Annotated in this window: 12 protein-coding genes; all 12 read left to right on the forward strand. The window is 37.9% G+C overall.

Annotation, left to right across the window (positions count from 1 at the left end; translation table 11 throughout):
• The first annotated feature begins 3 nt into the window (after window positions 1–3).
• The 12 genes from JS605_RS06555 (at window position 4) to JS605_RS06610 (ending at window position 20280) form a co-directional block, all read left to right on the forward strand.
• Window positions 4–2178: a glucosidase family protein gene (locus tag JS605_RS06555; RefSeq protein ID WP_203256901.1), complete on the forward strand. Its 2175-nt coding sequence runs from the start codon at window positions 4–6 to the stop codon at window positions 2176–2178.
• A 21-nt stretch (window positions 2179–2199) separates the two neighbouring features.
• On the forward strand, window positions 2200–3240 hold the full coding sequence (locus tag JS605_RS06560; protein ID WP_130935471.1) for a mannonate dehydratase: 1041 nt from the start codon (window positions 2200–2202) through the stop codon (window positions 3238–3240).
• Between the two features lie 147 nt (window positions 3241–3387).
• Entirely contained in the window at window positions 3388–4764 is a 1377-nt protein-coding gene (locus JS605_RS06565) for a sugar porter family MFS transporter (RefSeq protein ID WP_203256902.1), read from the forward strand.
• 2 nt (window positions 4765–4766) lie between these two features.
• Window positions 4767–5540, forward strand: coding sequence for an SDR family NAD(P)-dependent oxidoreductase (locus tag JS605_RS06570; RefSeq protein WP_203256903.1), 774 nt, complete (start codon window positions 4767–4769; stop codon window positions 5538–5540).
• Window positions 5541–5566: 26 nt separating this feature from the next.
• Complete coding sequence (locus tag JS605_RS06575; protein ID WP_203256904.1) at window positions 5567–6892, forward strand: glucosidase family protein; 1326 nt, start codon at window positions 5567–5569, stop codon at window positions 6890–6892.
• Between the two features lie 27 nt (window positions 6893–6919).
• Entirely contained in the window at window positions 6920–8251 is a 1332-nt protein-coding gene (locus tag JS605_RS06580; RefSeq protein ID WP_203256905.1) for a glucosidase family protein, read from the forward strand.
• Window positions 8251–9678: a glycoside hydrolase family 125 protein gene (locus JS605_RS06585; protein WP_203256906.1), complete on the forward strand. Its 1428-nt coding sequence runs from the start codon at window positions 8251–8253 to the stop codon at window positions 9676–9678. The genes JS605_RS06580 and JS605_RS06585 overlap by 1 nt, the downstream gene beginning before the upstream one ends.
• 6 nt (window positions 9679–9684) lie before the next feature.
• Window positions 9685–12003: a hypothetical protein gene (locus tag JS605_RS06590; protein ID WP_203256907.1), complete on the forward strand. Its 2319-nt coding sequence runs from the start codon at window positions 9685–9687 to the stop codon at window positions 12001–12003.
• Between the two features lie 118 nt (window positions 12004–12121).
• Window positions 12122–13138: a LacI family DNA-binding transcriptional regulator gene (locus tag JS605_RS06595; protein WP_203256908.1), complete on the forward strand. Its 1017-nt coding sequence runs from the start codon at window positions 12122–12124 to the stop codon at window positions 13136–13138.
• Between the two features lie 57 nt (window positions 13139–13195).
• Window positions 13196–16606 carry a glycoside hydrolase family 38 N-terminal domain-containing protein gene (locus JS605_RS06600; RefSeq protein WP_203256909.1) on the forward strand — a complete coding sequence of 1137 codons (3411 nt, stop codon included), beginning with the start codon at window positions 13196–13198 and terminating at the stop codon, window positions 16604–16606.
• Between the two features lies 1 nt (window position 16607).
• The gene (locus JS605_RS06605) at window positions 16608–19325 is read left to right on the forward strand and encodes a GH92 family glycosyl hydrolase (protein ID WP_203256910.1); all 2718 of its coding nucleotides are present in this window, start codon (window positions 16608–16610) and stop codon (window positions 19323–19325) included.
• Window positions 19326–19344: 19 nt separating this feature from the next.
• Window positions 19345–20280, forward strand: a complete 936-nt coding sequence (locus JS605_RS06610) for an ROK family protein (protein WP_203256911.1) — start codon at window positions 19345–19347, stop codon at window positions 20278–20280.
• Window positions 20281–20313: the final 33 nt, after the last annotated feature.

Below are 20313 nucleotides of genomic sequence, written 5' to 3' on the forward strand. Positions count from 1 at the left end.
ATTATGAAAATTAAATTATTAGTCTTAACCCTATTAGCAATTACTGTGCAATCTGTTTTTGGGCAAGTAAAACGCACCCCAGCACACCCCGAATACTACGCCATGGATAGGGAAGATATGACTTTTGACGACCAGCAAGTTCTGCTAACAAACTATCGCGGTTTTATATCGCCGCGTCAGTATAGTGTTACCCAGTTTACCAATGTATGGTTTTTGCCAATAGAATCTACCCGCTATAATTTCAATTTGAATTTTTTCGATAAAGGCACAGGAAGAATTATAGAGGATGACGTACCTGTAAAATGGAAATCATGGATTGATGATGGCAAAAGTCATGACCCCTTAGGGTCTAATTTCCGTCCAAATTCGCCATCAATAATGGTTACTCAGGATGAAAAATGGCAACCCAACCAATATGTTAGAACAGCAACGTTTCATAAAGAGTATAACCAAACATGGGTAAGTTTTGCAGCAAAAAGTTGGACCAATGTGTCTTTTGAAGACGATGAAGTTTTTATCAAACTTAAATTAACCAATCGTAATTCCAAAGATTTAAACATGACCATCATACCCAATCAGGTAGCAGAACGTATGGTATGTCACTTTAAACAAGGAAATACAAAGTCTGCTCAGATTGACACCTTTACCATAGGTAGCGATATGGCTCATGCTCGTGTTTCTTCTTCCATAAAGGAAACTAGCGAGAAAGGGTTTGAAATTAGTATTGCTCCTGGGGAAACAGCTACCTATTATTTTGCAGTTAAGTTTTACGAACCGCAAAATGGCGCTCCAGAAATATATCAAGCTGATATTAAAGAACGTATGGAACAGGCAGATAAAAAGACCCGCGATATGCTAGCTTGGGCTTACGAAAAAATGCCTGTTTTAACCAGTTCTAACAAACAACTACAAGAATATTATTATCGCTGTTTACTATCTGTAATGATGAGTCGTTACGAAAACCCGAATTATATAACCGATGTATTTTGGGCAGTAGGTACTTGGCCATATACCATTAGCTGGGATAATTCCTATGCATCAGATGTGCTAGCCATGTTAGAACCAGAAAGCTTAAAAGGTGCCATATTAACCGATTTTGAGCAAGTACAACTCAAGAAAACCTATGTAGGTTGGAACGGAGCGCACTGGGAAATTCTATACATTCAGGAGCCTTTTGCACTTCAAATTATGATAGAGGCCTATTTACGACATACTAACGATTATTCCATTTTTGATGAAGTGGCCGCTGGTAAAACCGTATGGCAGTGGATGCAAGCATGGGTAGACGAATTACAAGATAATTACACCAACAAACTAGGTTTAATTGATGTGGGCTACAATACCGAAAAGATTATTGAAATACGAACCGATGGTTATAACCATGCGGTGCCCATTACCAATACCTTAACCATAGACCTACTTTACACTATGGCAGATTGGGCGAAAAAGCGAAATGAAAGTAAATTAGAAAAGACATTCTTTAAAGACGCCGAAAAACTGAAATCTTTAGTTGATGAGTACATGTGGAACGAAGAATTGGGATGGTTTGATAATTATTATCCAGACGGCTCCAAAGGCACTATTTGGACCTACCACCTTTTCGATTTATTAGGTACCGATTATTTACCCCCACACCAAGCCTATAAATTAGTTAGCCATCTTCAAGAAGGCGAGTTTTTAGGGAAATATGGGGTGTATTCCATAGCTAGACGCGATAGCGTGCATTGGGATTTAATAGATTCCGACTGGGGTGGCGGTGGCCAATATGCAGGAATGCCAGGACGAATTTCGAGAAACCTATACCAAAAAGGATTTGCTGGAAAAGGATGGGATGTTTTAAAACGTAACATACGTTATATAGACCATTTTCCTTACCTCCCGCAAAACCCACGCATAGATGCTCCTGAGGCAGACCGCTCATCAATGCCCTTACAAATTGCGGCCGGAGCTGGAATGGAAGCCATTATTTTTGGAACTTTTGGCGTAAACATTCAAGAAAACAGTTTATCTATAAAACCCTATAACCACGAGGATATTGGTACAGCTTTACTAGAAAATGTAAAATGGAACAACGACAACTATAGCATTCAACTAGAAAGAAAAACATTTTCTATTTATAAAAATGGCCAACTAGAAGCTACAAAGTTCTATGGCGAAACTTATTCAATAAAAAAATAATACGCGTTGCGTTAAATTAATATGGAACGACTTATAAAAACGGGGCAGTGGAAAGATTTGCCTATGCGCCCAGGTTTCGGGTCCTTTATGCACCCAACCGAAGAAAAACTAACCCTAATTAAGCAATTAGGGGTAGATGAAATTATCCTGAATATGTACAGGAACAACCTTATCGATACCAATTTTGACAGTCTACCCCTTCCAGGTGACCACCAATGGGAATATAAAGACCTTCTCATGCTACGTAAAACAGTTGAAAATGCAGGTATCCGCTTTTTAGCTCTGGAAAACATGCCGTTTTCATTTTACGATAAAATAATGATGGGGCAACCAGGCAGGGAAGAACAGCTAAAGCATGTACAAGAATCCATTGCCAATATGGGTGCTGCCGGTATTCCAGTATTGGGTTATGGATGGACACCAACAGGAGTTTGGCGTTCCTCTACCACCTACCCTATTCGTGGTGGGGCACAATCCATGAGTATAGACCTTGATGATTTTAAAAGAGCACCGCTGTCTCACGGACGCGTATTTTCAGAAGACGAAATGTGGGATTACTACCAATATTTTTTGGAAGGCGTACTACCCGTAGCAGAAGAAGCTGGTGTAACTTTGGCATTGCATCCTAATGACCCTCCCGTACCTTCTTTGGCAGGCGTACCACAGCTTTTTAGAAGCTTTGAAGCCTATAAAAAAGGGATGTCTTTGGTAGAAAGTGAAAATCATGGATTACAATATTGCCTAGGCAATTTTTCAGCAATGGGCGAAAACCTAGACGAGGTTACAGAATATTTCGCAAAACAAGATAAGTTGGTGTATGTACACTTTCAAACCATATCCAATTCTTTAGTAAACAATACTAAATTAAATGAAGTTTTTGTAGACATGCCCGGATATTATGACCCCGTAGCAATGCTTAAAAAACTAAAAGACGTTGGGTATAAAGGCATGATTATGCCGGGGCACGTGCCAAAAATGACTGGCGATGTATCTTGGGAAGAACGCGGTAGAGCCTTTACCATTGGGTATATAAAAGGAATTATTGCTACCTTAAATCAATAGCACCAGTATTTTAAAGGTATATGGAATAAAAAAAGCCATTTATCACTGCTGTTAGCAAACGCGTAAAGGTTATTCGTCTAAAAAAACACGGTTATTTGAAAAAAAAAGATGTACTTGTCTAATTAAATTTAACATAGAAGTTTAAAAATGAATAAAATTATTGTTTACAAATTAGCATTCATAGCATCCATGGGAGGCTTTCTATTTGGTTTTGATACCGCAGTTATTTCTGGTACCATAAGTTTGGTAACCGACCAATTTCAGCTAGATGCCGTATTACAGGGCTGGTATGTAAGTAGTGCCTTATTAGGCACCATTACTGGCACCCTAATAGCTGGCGTTTTAAGTGATAAATACGGTAGAAAAGAAATGCTAATAGCCTCAGCAATTTTATTTGGCATATCAGCATTTGGATGTATGATATCCCAAGGCTTTCAAAGCCTTATCGTCTACCGATTAATAGGTGGTATTGGTGTAGGATTAGCATCTATCTTATCCCCATTATATATTTCAGAAATAGCACCAGCGAAAATTAGGGGGAGTTTGGTATCCCTATACCAATTCGCCATTACTTTGGGAATTTTAGTAGCCTATTTTACCAATGCATGGTTTTTGGATATTAGTGAATCCAATGGACTTGCAGATGCTTTTGAAGGGGTACGAAAAGTGTTTATTTCAGAAGTCTGGCGCATCATGTTGGGTAGCGAAACCATTCCAGCATTTTTATTTTTAGTGCTTTTGTTTTTTATACCAAAAAGTCCACGTTGGTTCTTAAGTAAGGGTAAAGTAGATAAAGCCGAAAACATACTAGTAAAAATAGTAGGCGAAACTGAAACAGAAAATGAATTGCAATTATTTAACAACGCCAATAAAACCACAGTTAAAATAAGCTCTATATTTAAAGGAGGTTTTAAAACAGCCTTAATAGTTGGGGTAATTTTAGCAGTATCCACGCAACTCTGTGGTATAAATGCTGTTATCTATTACGGGCCTAGACTCTTAGAAGAAGCTGGGTTGCAACTGGGAGATGCCTTGGGTGGACAAGTAATTATAGGAATAGTAAACGTACTTTTTACACTAATAGCTATATGGAAAATAGACCAGTTTGGTCGTAAAAAACTATTGCTCTTTGGTATTTCTGGAATTTTAATTTCACTTATTGCTATAGGTATTTTGTTTTATTTAGACGTAAACAGTCCGTACTTACTCATTGGTTTTATATTGGCATTTGTAGCATGTTTTGCGTTTTCATTTGGTCCAGTGGTTTGGGTATTATTATCAGAGATTTATCCAACCAATATCAGGGGGTTTGCCATGTCTATCGCAACCTTTGCACTATGGATTGGCGCAACAGCAATAGGCCAATTGGTACCGTGGTTGCTTGAAAATTTAAAACCCTTTGGCACATTTTGGCTTTTCGCCCTATGTACCATCCCATCGGTGTGGATAGTTATTAAAATTTTACCCGAAACCAAAGGGAAATCCTTAGAAGCAATAGAAGAATTTTGGCTTAATAAAAAATAAAAATGTCCAGATTAAAAGATAAAGTAGCTATTATAACAGGAGCCGCAGATGGTATCGGACTCGCCATAAGTGAAGCTTTCGTTAAAGAAGGCGCCCGTATTTTAATGGCAGATATAAACGAGGAAAAATGTAAAAAAGAGGCAGAACGGCTAGCTAGCGGTAACAACACAGTAACATATATGCATTGCGACATAGGCACCACCAAAGCAGTGCAATCCATGGCTGAAACCTGTATCAATACCTTTGGCAAAATAGACGTACTGGTAAACAATGCCGCTGTAGCAATACCAGGAGAAATTACTAAAATGACAGATAACGATTGGGACACCCTAATGAACATTAATCTAAAAGGAGCATTTCGTTGTATTCGGGCTTGTTTACCTCACATGATTTCCGCTAAACACGGTAGTGTAATAAACATATCATCTACCCAAGCCCATAGAAGTTGGGATAATTGGACGGCTTATGCTGCAGCTAAAGGCGGATTACTATCTATGACCAACCAACTGGCAGGTCAATTTGGAAACAAAAACATTCGGTTTAACAGTATTTCCCCAGGTACAATTTTAACACCAATGCTTACCGATAGAGTTAAAAGCGAAGGCGAAGAGTTTTTAAAAGCCTCCATAAATCAAGCATCAATGCTACGTTGTGGCAAACCAGAAGAAGTGGCAATGACGGCTGTATTCCTAGCCTCTCATGAGGCGGCCTTCATCAATGGAGATGACATTAAAATAGACGGTGGATTATCCACTTTACCAAGATATTTTGAATAAAATAGATAAAAACTAAACTTTTAAACATGTTTAAATTTTCAGCAGTAATTACACTATTATTGTTGGTGTCATCATGCAATAACACTAACAATAATGAAACACAGCAAACCCCAAAGCAAGCATTGGCAGAAAGCATTCTAGCCGATACACGCTTAGATGCAGTTTTAGCTAAATCCAAACAAACCTTAAAGCCAGAAGACGGCAGGTTTCAGGCGGGCAGTAATTATGCAGAAACATGGATAAGGGATTTCGCAACATTTATAGAAATTGCTTTAGAGGTAAACCCTAAGGAAGTTATTAAAGAAAGAATGTTATTGTTTTTTGATTTTCAAGGCGATGACGGTAATATTATAGACGGCTATACAGAACTTAAAAATGAAGGTGGGTATAATTACAGATATTCAAAAACAGCACCCAACTATAAAGGCCACAAAAACACAGTTGAAACCGACCAAGAAGCATCTTTAATACTGGCCATAGCCAGATATATTGAAGTTACAGGCGATAAAGACATACTGCAACTCAACAAAAATGGTAAAACCGTTTTAGAACGTTGCGAAATGGCACTAAATTTCCTAAAAGAGCACATGTACTCTGAAAAATTCGGACTTATAAAAGGGGCAACTACCATCGACTGGACAGACGTACAACCAGAAAGCAACTGGGGGGTTTACATTACCAAAGACACCCATTGGTGCGTAGATGTTTACGATAACGCCATTTACGTATTAGCAATAAATGAATACCTAAAATGGATTAAAGAGGATGAAGAAAAATACAACCATTGGACCTCTGAAAAAGCCTCAATTACAGCCAATGTGAGAGAGCATTTATGGGATAAACAAAGGCAAAAATTTATACCGCACAAATACATAGAAGATTCTCCTTTTACTGGATTTGATGAGGATGAGATATACTACTTCGGCGCAACGGTATATGGTATTATGGCTGGGTTTTTAAACGAAGATGAAATAGAAACCAGTTATAAAAAAATGTTGGCCGTAAAAGAATTAACTGGCGCCATGACCATTGCCGTTATCAACTGGCCTCCATACCCTTTGGGTAGTTTCTATAAAGGCGAAGGCACCATACCATACAAGTATGTAAATTCTGCCGATTGGACCTGGTGGGGAGGACGTGCTATTCAAGCCATGGTAAAAACAGGACATCTGGAATTGGCGTATCAAGAAATAAGTCCGTTCCTCGATAGAGTCATTAAAAACGAAGGGTTTTATGAGTGGTACTCCGTTCTAGACCATCAGCCCCATGGTTCCAACACCTTTCTAGGGGCCGCTGGCGCATTGGGGAAAGCCGTAAAATTAATGAAGGCAGAAGCATCAAATATCAAATAAAAAATCATTAATAAAGTGTCATTAAATATGAAACATACAATAGTAACCATTGCGCTTGTTGCAGTATGTTTTGGTTGTACAAACCAAAAAAAGCAACAAGAAAAACCAGAAAACCCCAAAACCACCCTTAGCAAAACGATTTTAGAAGATACGAGACTGGATGTAGTTTATGAAAAAGCAAAAGCAACGCTAAATCCAAAAGATGGCAACTTTAATGCCGGTAGTAACTACCCAGAAACATGGATACGCGATTTTTCCACATTTGCTGAAGTTGCCCTAGAGGTAAATTCAAAAGAAATGATTAAAGAACGAATTTTATTGTTTTTTGATTTTCAAGGCACAGACGGCAATATTGTTGATGGCTATACATATATTGATACCGAGGCTGGATATGATTACATCTATTCTAAAACAGCACCAAAACACAAAGCCCACAAAAACACGGTTGAAACCGACCAAGAATCGTCCTTAATACTAGCCATAGCCAGATACATTAACGCTACTGGCGATAAAGATATACTACAGCTAGAAAAAAACGGAAAAACCGTTTTAGAACGTTGCGAAATGGCACTTAACTTTTTAAAGGAAAAGATGTATTCAGAAAAGTACAATCTGATTTATGGTGCTACTACAGTAGATTGGACAGATGTACAACCAGAAAGTCCATGGGGTGTATTTATAACTAAAGACACGCATTGGTGTGTAGATGTGTACGACAATGCCATTTACGTACTTGCCATTAACGAATTTTTGGAATGGGTAAAAGAGGACACAGAAAAATACAATTTCTGGGATACAGAAAGAGCATCTATAAAAGCCAATGTTAGAAAACACCTTTGGGATGAAAAACTTCAAAAATTTGTACCACATAGATATCTAAAAGATTCTCCATTTAGCGGATTTGATGAAGATGAAATTTTCTATTTAGGAGGCACAGTTTACGGCATTATGGCAGGGTTCCTAACAAAAGAAGAAATAGAAATTAGTTACCAAAAAATGCTTGCCATTAAAAATCTAACAGGCGCAATGACGGTGGCTGTTATCAACTATCCCCCGTATCCAAAAGGTAGTTTTCTAAACCCTGGTGTAGACCCCTACGTGTATGTAAACTCAGCCGATTGGACCTGGTGGGGCGGACGTACCATTGAGGCCATGATAAAAACAGGACATCTGGAATTGGCCTATCAAGAAATAAGTCCATTTTTAGATAGAGTAATAAAAAATGATGGGTTTTACGAATGGTACTCTGCTATAGACCACAAACCTCATGGTTCTAATACCTTCCTTGGGGCGGCAGGTGCCTTAGGGAAAGCAATCAAATTAATGAAAGCTGAAGCTTCAAAAAATATCGAGAACTAATGAATAGAAGGGTATTTGCAAAACAAACGGCAATGGGTACTATGGGGCTGGCATTAAGTCCGCAGTTGGCACTTTCGGAAACACCTTATAAAAATTTTGTATCCAAAAGACCACCAGAGCAAGAAAGGCTTTTTACCAGTAAAGCCGTTGAACAGGTCATAAAAAAAGTAAAAAAACAGCTAAAAGACCCAGAGTTGGGATGGTTGTTCGAGAATTGTTTCCCAAATACCCTAGATACTACTGTATTTTATAAAGAAGAAAAAGGTAGACCATTAAGCCATATTATTACAGGCGATATAAACGCCATGTGGTTAAGAGATTCTACCTGCCAAGTATGGCCGTACGTACCTTTTGCCAATAAAGACGAAAAGTTACGCAAGATGATTATGGGGCTAATAAACTGGCAGGCAGACTGTGTTTTGGTAGACCCTTATGCCAATGCGTTTAAAAAAGATAAAAGTGAGGTTAGCCAATGGAAGGACGACCTTACCGACATGAAAGACGAACTACATGAACGCAAATGGGAAATCAATTCGCTTCTTTTCGTTATCAGGTTGGCTCACAAATATTGGAAAACCACAGGAGACACTACCCCTTTTGATGCCAATTGGGAAAACGCCATGAAACTTATTTACCAAACATTATTAGAACAACAGCGTTTTGATAATCTTGGGCCTTACACCTTTATGCGAGAAACCACCCAGGCCAATGAGGTTATTGCAAATAATGGTTACGGAAGACCTACCAGGAAAATTGGAATGATACACGCCACACACCGTCAAGACGATGCCTGCGTATTCCCATTTTATGTGCCAGATAATTTAATGGCCGTGGTAGAATTAAAGCATCTTGCCGAAATGTTCAAGACCATTTTAAATAATACCACCTATGCAGAGCGTTGCTTAACAATGGCAGACCAAATAGACAGCGCCATTAAAGAATATGCTATAATAGAGCACAAGGTTTTTGGCAAAATGTATGCTTTTGAAGTAGATGGCTTTGGAAGTCAATTATTATTAGAAGAGTCTACAATCCCAAATTTAATGTCCCTACCCTACATTGGTGCTTGCGATATAAACGACCCCGTTTACCAAAATACCAGAAAGTGGTTGCTTAGTGAGTGGAATCCTAAATTTGTAAAAGGCGAATTTACCGAAGGTAATGGCAGTACCCATTATTTTGAACCACCAAAACGCATTTGGCCCTTAAGCACAATTTCTAGAGCATTAACAACAGAAGATAAAGAAGAAATACTGTTTTGCGTAGAACAAATAAAACGAAGTAACGCAGGTACAGGTTTTATTCATGAATCGTATTTACCAGACCACCCCGAAGATTTTACACGCCCTTGGTTTTCATGGGTAAACACGTATTTTGGAGAGATGATATTAATTCTGCTTGAAAAACACCCTGAATTACTTAGTTAGAAAATTATGAAAAACTGCAAAAAAACCACAGCACTTTTAATTATTCTAATTGGTTTAAATATGAGTTTAACCTCATGTAAAAACCATGCAAAAAGTAATATATCTGTTGCAACCAACATCCCGACAATTGATGAAATTTCAGGGAAATGGATAGCATCAGATACTATGGCAATAGAGCCTTCTATACGCAATTTTAGAGGGCAAGCACTACTTAATCGTGATGTAACATCGGTAAGTTGGTTTGTGTCTGCGCCATTTTCTGGCGGACACCACACAGGTACACTAAAAATTAACGGTATAACACCCGAAGCATCACACTTTCGTTGGCAACCCTATCAAGCGTTAAGAAAAGCTACTGTAAATGGTATTGAAATACACAGCACCACACGAATGCTTGTAGAGGACAATGCTATAATGTGGGAAATAGACATCACAAACAAAGACAACGAGGAGAAAAGTGTCCAGATAGATTTAGATATGATAGGCTACATAAGCCAATATGAAGATGGTAAGTGGAATTGGTGGTATCCATACCCAGACTGGGATGGAAAAAGGTCTGAGCATCGTAACCCAGCCATAGAAGGCATGCGAAAGCACATTACTTCAAATCGCACAGAACAAGAAACAAATTGGCCTAAGGATAACGCTATTCTTAACTCCCCACATTTTAGCACACATAAAGAAGCGCAAAATATTTATATCCAAGATAAAAACACCCCAGCAATTTCTGCATTTTCGTTGGTAACTAAACCCGACAGTCTATCCGTTAGAAACTGTGGTGGTAACGCCAAATGGAACGTAACGTTAGCTTCAGGAAAATCAAAAACCATCAAATATTTTTTATCCTACAATAACAACCTAGAAACCCTTAAAACCCAAACACAAAACTGGCAAAATACCTTTGATACCACATTTGCATCAATAAAAACAAAATGGGAAGATAAATGGCAAAATTTATTTAAACCTAATAATAACTTAGTTTCAGGGTGCTTTCCTGTTTTAGAAACCAACGATGAAAAGGTAAAAAGAGTGTATTATACCGGTGCTACAACCCTACTCTATTTATTAAACACCAACCTACCAGAACACAAACGTGTGTATTTAACAGGAGGCCCAAGATGGGGCGCTACAACAACTTTCTTCTGGGACATTGCCATTTGGTCTGAACTTTGGGCAGTGGTAGACCCAGAAATGATGAAAGAACACATTATGGCCTGGATAGAAATAGACCCAAATTTGCATTATGGCAAAGACAATTTGGGAGGCAATGGTGTAGGTAATGGCTATTCCGCTAATTATTGGTGTTTGTTCAGAATTATACGTGCGTACATAGCAACCACGGGAGATTATGAGTTTTTAGATACAAAAATAGGAGCAAAAACAGTTATGGCGCATTTAGAATCTTATGCCCTGAACTGGCAAAACCTCTCTAATTACGGTAAAAAAGGGTATGAAAACGAATTGTACCATCTTGCCGATTTTGGTGCAAACCCAGCAAATTTGTTAGAATGCGTCCCAACCTACGTACACATAGTACCATCATTTAATATTGGCTATGTATGGATGATGCGAGAAACCGCTAAATTACATTATCAAAAAAATAATATAGCTAAAGCCAAAGCACTAGAAGAACAGGTAAAAAGCATGACGCAAAGTATTCTTAAATTATACGCTGGCAAAGGGGTTTGGAATAGCTTATATCCTAACAACAAAACAGTAGAAGTACGTCATGTACTGGATTTTATTTACTTCGGAAAATATCTAGCCAACGATGTAAGTTTAGAGATACGTAATGAAATGATGGATTTTCTTAATACAGAATTAAGAACAGATTCATGGATGAGAGCACAGTCCTTAAAAGATATTGCGGCCAAAGATTCAGACAGACCAGACCATGGGCCTTTAGGTAGTTTTGATGGTTGGATTCCAGAAGTTATGGATGCCATGAGCAATATGGACTACACCACTGATGCATTAGCATTTTACAGAGCTATAGAACCCGTTACTCACGAAGGCAGTTGGGCGCAAGCAAGAGAACTGTGGGGCGAGGACAAATTAAATAAAACCGCAAGAGTACGTATAGCAGACCGTGGATGGAATAACCGCGAGAGTTCATCTGGTATAGGAATATCTCAGGTAATGCTAAAAAACTTCTTTGGCTTCTATCCAGAAATACACAATGCACCGCTTTTAAATTACGATACTTGGCCAATTAATGGTAAGGCAACCTTGCACCACGTATTTTACGAGAACGACTATTATCGTATTGAATTTATAGATAACAAACCCGTTATGGTTAAAGAAGAACCCGCAACACATCCATAATTTCATCACTCGATTTAGAAAATCACTAGTGTTAAAATCGGTATATTTCTTCTAGAAATTCAAATTTTATGGAAAACTTTTATATATTTGCTTAACCGGTTAAACTAAACAAATTCACTTGAAAAGCATTTCCCTCAAAGATATCGCTATTGCATTAAATCTGTCTAAGACAACAGTGTCTTATGTCATGAACGACAGAGGCGATGAAAAAAGGGTTAGCAAGGAAACACAAGATAGAATAAAACAGTATGCTCAAGCGCACAGCTACAAACCCAATCAATTAGCAAGAAGTTTAAGCTTAGGAAAAAGTAATATGATAGGCTTAATTGTGCCTAATATATCCGATAGCTTTTTTGCTCAAATAGCCAGACGCATTGAAAAAAAAGCAGAAAAACTGGGTTATAATGTGGTGTTTAGTAGTACAGGCGAATCCCCAGAAAGAGAATCAAAAATCATACAGTCTATGTTAGATAGGCAGGTAGATGGTCTTATAATAGTATCTAGTGAAAAAAACCACGACGATATTTTAAAATTAAAAAAAGGGAACTTTCCTTTTGTAATTGTGGGTAGAAAATATGCAGATATAGAGACCAATGTTGTAGCCTTAGAGGATAAGGAAGGTGTGACTTCTGCTGTAGAACTACTCATAGATAACGATAGAAAACACATAGGTTTTATAACCATTTCCTTAGAGCTAGATTCTATAAAAGACCGCTTAAAAGGTTATAAAAAAGCACTTAAAAATAAAGACATTACCTATAACACCAATGTTGTTAAACACGTAACTTACAATAATGTAGAAGCCAGTCTTAAAGAAGCTATGCAAGAGTTGGTGCATCAAGAAAAAGTAGATGGTATTGTATTTGCCACGCACTATTTAGCTGAAGAAGGGTTGCGTTTATTAAAGCTTAACAACATAAATGTACCTGAAGAAGTAGCCATAGTAAGTTTTGGAAAAGATAGAGGATTTGATTTGTTTGACCCTCCCCTAACGTCGGTAGATTTCCCCATAATAGAAATGGGAGATACCGCTGTAGACTTATTATTGGATGCTATTGAAAACCAAGTCGTCTCAACAAAAAATATAATAATGAAAACCAAACTGGACATAAAGCAATCTTGTGGAAGCATTTAATTTTTATTTAAAAAATTGCTTAACCGGTTAACTAAATACTATTTAAGATAAAACAATATGAAACTATTAAAATTTTTATGCACCATTACCCTACTAGCAGGTATAAGTCTAGATATTTCGGCACAGTCAAAATATATAAATGGCTATGGTAAAGCTGTTTCAGGGGTAAACTTTGCGTACCCTTCCCCCCACTCCTACAACGACCCGTGTTATTTAACAAGAGCCACCAAAGATGTAGGCCCTATGGAATGGGAAACCGTTGCCATACCAGAAAATCATACAGGTAAAACTGTATCCTTTATCTGGGTGTACGGCATGGATGTAACTCCAAATAGTGAAGCATTTGATTTATCTGTGAATAACCAAAAAGTATTAACTTTTAATAACCCTGTTTCTACAGAAGAAAAGTCACGTACCATTCAAGGTAACAATGGGGTATCACTACAGTTTATCCAATCTATGGTAGATTCCAACCGAGATGAAATGGGCTATGCCGTTCTTACATTGCCAACAACCATGGTAACCCTAGGGCAACCCGTATTATTAAAAATTGGTGGCGTACCCAACAATAGCAGTGCGTGGTACATGACCTTTAAAATATCCCCAAAAAACGCTTTTAATGCCTACCAATTAAAGGCTGTAAAAAAAGAAAACGACAAACTTTTTAGCGTAGTACGTTTTAGTCAAGTTCATCTAGGAAAACCCTTAAATGCCAAATTAATAGTAGAAGGAAAATCTAAAAAGGTAAAACTAAAAACAGGACTTAACGAAATAGATTTTTTAGTACCAAAAGTGGAAAGTCCTAAAACTGTAGAGGCACAAATACAATATGGTAAATTAACCGAAAAAATTTCTGTAGCACTGCAACCAATTAAAGAATGGACGGTTTATTTGGTACAGCATAGCCATACCGACATTGGTTACACACGACAACAATCTGAAATTTTAGCAGAGCATTTAAGGTATATTGATGATGCTTTGGACTATTGCGACCAAACAGACCACTACCCAAAAGAAGCACAATTTCGTTGGACCTGCGAAGTCGCTTGGACGGTGCGCGAATACATCAATAGTCGCCCTAAAGCACAAGTAGACCGTCTTATACAACGTGTAAAAGAAGGTAGAATTGAGGTAACAGGGATGTTTTTAAACTACTCTGAAACTATTGATGAAACCGCATTAGCGATTCAACTACAAGCCCTTAAAAAATTTAAAGCTAAAGGTATAGACGTAACAACAGCAATGCAAAACGATGTAAATGGTATTGGCTGGTGTATGCCAGATATGTACGAAGATACAGGAGTAAAATACTTAACTATGGGTGTCCATGCGCACAGGGCAAGACTCCCGTTTAATAAACCTACCTCCTTCTGGTGGGAATCGCCATCAGGAAAAAGGCTTTTAGCTTATAGAAGTGAGCACTACATGCACGGTAATGCGCTAAGTTTGGTATCAGGAGAAATGGATGTATTTGGTAGCAACCTCTCTAAATACCTAGACAAACTAGAAGACAAAACCTATCCTTTTGATAGGGTGGCATTTCAGTTTTCGGGATACACCACAGATAACTCCCCACCTTCAACCAAAGCCTGCGATATCATTAAAAAATGGAACGAAACTTACGAGTGGCCAAAACTAAAATCTGCCTTAGCCAGCGAGTTTATGGTGCACATCGAAAAAAACCATCCAGATGATATAGAAACAAAAAAAGTTTCTTGGCCAGATTGGTGGACCGATGGTTTTGGCTCTGCCATGAAAGAAACCAAAGTGCTTCGTAATAGCTACTCGCAAATGTTAGCTACCATGGGATTATTGTCTATGGTACAAACATCGGGTGGAGACATACCAGAACAAATACATGACGAAATAAGAAACTGCTATGACAACCTATTGCTTTATAGCGAACATACTTTTGGTGCCTCAGAAAGCATCAGGGACCCATATAGCAAAAACACGATGGACCAATGGAGCCAAAAATCCTCTTATATATGGTCTGCCAACCAACAGGCCAATTTATTAAGAGAAAAGGCCATAGGTTTAATTCAGCCCCATGTAAAAGTCCCAAAAGCACCATCAGTAACAGTTTTCAATACTTTAAATTGGTCTAGAAGCGGTATAGCCGAAGTCTTTATAGATTATGATATTTTGCCTCTAAACAAAAAAACAAGTATTGTAGATAGTAACGGTAACGAAATACCGTCGCAAATTATAAGGCAACGTGCAGAAGGTACGTATTGGGCGCTATGGGTAAAAGACGTACCTCCAATGGGATACGCCACTTATACCATTAAAGTATTAGATGAAAAAGCACCGCCTAGAACTAAAAAACTACCCGCTACAAAACAGTTTGAAAATGCTTTCTACAACATACAAATAAATGAAGCAGAAAAGGGTATTACAAGTATTTATGATAAAACCCTGAATAAGGAATTGATAGATACACAAAGCCCACATGCACTTGGAACTATTATTTATGAAAGGATACGCAACAGAAGGGATTTAGAACGATTAACAGGTACTAGAAGAGATACCGTTTTTAAACCCCTTAACGAAAAACACTATAAGTTTTCTAGCTTTAAAATTGAAAAAGTTACAGATGGCGCTATTTGGAAATCTGTAATTTGTAAAGCACAACTTCCCGAATGTGCAGAAGAAGCTTCAGGAATAACTATAGAAATTCGTTTACATCATCATAAAAAAGAAATAGAATTTTTATACAATATGAAAAAGCTTGACATCATTGAACCCGAAGGTGTGTATGTAGCATTTCCGTTTTCAAATGATAAAGCGCAATTGGTTTTTGAAGCGCAAGGTGGTGCGGTGCGTCCGGGCATAGACCAATTAGCAGGTTCTGCTTCAGACTGGAATACCATTCAAAATTATGCCTCTGTAAAATCAGACGATTCGCAAATTGTATTTTGTAGCGAAGACACACCACTGGTGCAGTTCGGCGGTATAAATACAGGGCGATATTACTATAAAAACCCCATAAAAAACAAAGGCCATATTTACTCGTGGGTACTTAATAATTATTGGGTAACCAACTTTAGAGCTAGCCAGTTTGGAGAGTTAAACTGGAAATATCAAATTACTTCATCAGAGAATAAATCAAACACCTTTGCTACCAAATTTGGTTGGGGTAACCGCGTACCATTTGTAAGTAAAGCAAATAGTGGTAAAGAAAAATCGAAGAACAATCAGGTTTCAGAATCCTTGATAGACCTAAATATGGTGGACAATTTACTATTGGTACACGCACGCCCAACAGAGGCCAACGACGGCGTTATTCTACACCTACGTGAAACAGAAGGCGACCATGCCATTTTAGATATCAATAAATTTCTTGAAAACCCTGGTATTAGCGAGGTATACCTCGTAAACAGTTTAGGCGAAAAAATTGAGAAACTAACCGCTCCCTTCTTGGTAGAGCATTTTGAAACACGATTTATTCTTTTAAAAACAAAATAAAATGAAACACAAGTTTTTAATAGTAGTAATAGCATCCATAGCGCAATTTGCGTATTCAGGCTCGAAAAACATTGCTACAACAGCTAAAGCATCGGCTTCTTCTTCTATCAATGAATCCTATCATCATCAAAATATAAACGATAATGTTATAGCCATTGCCGATAATGGCAACTGGTTGGCCAACAAAGATGAGGCTTGGATAAAACTTACTTGGGAAACATCGCAATGGGTTAATAAAGTGGTTATTTACAATTATCCCACCTCAGAAGGAAGAGTACTAAATGGTACTTTAGAATTTAGTGATGGTAGTACTATGGCCGTAGAGTTGCCCGAAGATGGTACTGCAAAAGCCGTTACTTTTTCAGATAAAAAAGTAGCGTTTGTACGCTTTCTTATTAATGATGCAGTAAATGAAAACGCTGGTCTTTCGGAAATTGAGGTATTCTCATCCCCTAATCAATATAAAGAACCCGTAGAGTGGGTTGACCCTTTTATTGAAACAAACAGAGGTCGCTTTTTTCTATTTGCAACAGGCTCCAGACCTTATGGAGTTACTTGCTCTGCGCCTATGACCAAAAACTGGAATAACGGTGGAGGTGGATACGCCTATTTTTCTGATGAAATATTAGGCTTTCCGCAAATCCATGCATGGACACTTTCAGGTTTAAACCTTATGCCAACATTGGCGAGTGTAAACCCTACTCTTGGCGAAAACGCCTGGAAATCTAAATTTAAACATGACGATGAAATAGCACAACCGGGATACCATCGTGTTTACTTACCAGACAGTAAGGTTTGGGTGGAGCAAACCTCCACTGATAGAGTTGGCTTTTACCGTTTTAAATGGACAGAAAACACAGAAGCCCAAATTTTACTTTCGCTAAGTGGATTATTGGGCAACAGCCGAATGACCAATGCAGATGTGAAGAAAATCAATACGCAAGAATATGAAGGCTCAATTAGTTCTGTAGACAGAGCATATAATGTTGGCCCTAAGGATGTGAAAATTTATTTTGTTGTTCAATTAGACAAACCATGGAAAACATTAGAGGGTTGGGATGGCAAAGAGAGGTTTCAAGACATTAAAACCCTAAAAGGGAACGAGGCTGGTATGTCTTCCATACATCATGTAAAAGCTGGAGAAGAAATACAAATGAAAATTGCCATTTCTTACACAAGCATAGAAAATGCAAGGAATAATCTAAACACAGAATGTACCACTTGGGACTTCAACAAAGTAGCTGAAGATAGTAGAAATATATGGAACGAATGGCTACATAAAATTGATGTTGAAGGAGGCACAGTAGCACAGCGCATTAAATTCTACACCGATTTATGGCATGTGCTATTAGGAAGACATCGTATAAACGATGTTAACGGCGACTACCCAGATAGAACCACAGGCGAAAAAACCAATACAGGAAATTTAACCGATGGCTTTGTAACCGACGCCAATTTTCTTATAAAAAATCCAGGGTTAGATTCAGAAGGAAAGGTTAAGCATAATATGTATAATTCAGATGCTTTTTGGTTAACACAGTGGAATTTAAATGTGCTTTGGGGCTTGGCGTGGCCAGAGATTCAAGATGATATGGCTTCATCAATGGTAGCCTATTCCAACAACGGTGGTTTGCTTCCTAGAGGCCCATCAGGAGGAGGATATTCTTTTATTATGACGGGATGCCCAGCAACCAACCTTATTGTAAGTGCTTTTATGAAAGATATTTTAACAAAAACTGACCATGAAAATGCATTTCAACAAATAAAAAACAACCATTTCCCTGGAGGTATGATGGGAGGTGGAAAGTTCTTTGCACACGACCTTGAGTTTTATGATAAAAACGGCTGGTGGCCTAACAATGCAGGTATTACTATTGAGGCATCGTTTCAAGATTGGGGAGCGGCCCAAATGGCTAAAAAGTTAGGGAAAACAGAAGACTACAATTACTTTTTTAAGCGTTCGCAGTCTTGGAAAAAATGTTACAATCCAGAACAGAAATTATTATTCCCAGTAGACCCTAAAGGAAAGTATGTACATGAAGACCCACTAAAAGGATGGGGTTATGTAGAAGCAAACGCGTGGCAAGCCACATGGGGCGTGTCGCATGATATCCCTACTTTATCAGCGCTTATGGGAGGCGATAACGAACTCATAAAAAAACTAAACTACGCCTTTGAGAAGGAAGAAGAAAACAGTTTTGTACACAGCTATGGCTCAGGACATATTAGTTATGCCAACCAACCAGGATGTTCTAACGCACATGTATTTAGTTATGCTAATGCGCCTTGGTTAACCCAATACTGGGTGCGCAAGGTTAATGAGAAAGCCTACGGCGGAATTACGCCAGATTTAGGTTATGGCGGACACGATGAAGACCAAGGACAAATGGGAGGTGTTAGTACTTTAATGTCTATCGGGCTATTTAATATTATCGGTACAGAATCGCAAACCCCATACTACGAAATTACAGCACCGGTTTTTGATAAAATTTCTATTGCTTTAAATAATGACTATTACAAGGGAGATAAGTTCGTTATCAAAACCTACAATAATAGTAAAGAGAATTGTTACATTAAAAAGGCAAAACTAAACGGTAAAAAACTTAAAAACTTCTGGTTTTTACATGAAGATTTTGCAAAAGGTGGAACCTTAGAAATTTGGTTATGCAACAAACCAAATAAAAAATGGGGAACCAAAACACCGCCTCCAGTAAATTAATCATTTAAGAAACATTACAATGAAAAATATAGCCATTGGAGTAGATGTTGGTGGAAGCCATATAAGTTGTATGGGTTTCGATTTAGAAAGCAAACAATTACTGCCAGAAAGTTTTGCCGAAAACTGTGTAGATAATCATGCCATGCCCAACGATATTATAAATGCTTGGGGTACGGTAATTAAAAAAACTATCAATAAAATTGGAGTAAATAACCTTGCAGGTATAGGTTTTGCAATGCCAGGACCTTTTGATTATGTAAACGGGGTATCTTGCTTTAACGGACAAAACGGTAAATACGAACATACATACGGCATGAATGTTAGAGAGCGCTTATTAGAATTTTTAAATATATCGCAACCCCTAGAAATTAGATTTATTAATGATGCTACTGCATTTGCGCTTGGCGAAGCCAAATTTGGAAAGGCAAAAACCTACCAATCTGTCCTATCCATTACTTTAGGAACTGGATTTGGTTCTGCATTTATAAAAAACGGAGTGCCTGTTGTAGATGGTAATGAGGTACCAAAAGGCGGATGCCTGTGGCATTTACCATTTGAAAAAGCTACGGCAGACGATTATTTCTCCACACGCGGATTAATCAATAGGTTTGAACAAAAAACGGGGTACAAATCTATTGGGGTAAAGGACATTGTAGATTTATGTGAAACAAATCCAGATGCCAGAGAACTCTTTGCTGATTTTGGCAAAAACATAGGTGTTTTTCTAACCCCTTGGATACAAAAATCGAGCATAGATATAATAGTACTTGGAGGTAATATTTCTAGAGCTTATTCTTTATTTGGAGAGGCTATGCAAACCTATTTTAATAGTGAAGGTATCTCTGTGGAAATCGTGGTATCCGATTTAAAAGAAAAATCGGCATTTATGGGAAGTGCTGTCTTAATCGATGATAAAATTTATGAAAAGATACTTCCTATTTTACAAAAAATGTGATTACTAAATCTTAAACTCAAAGTTTACTAAAAT

Source organism: Hyunsoonleella ulvae (assembly GCF_016827605.1).
In the GTDB taxonomy this organism is placed as follows: Bacteria; Bacteroidota; Bacteroidia; order Flavobacteriales; family Flavobacteriaceae; genus Jejuia; species Jejuia ulvae.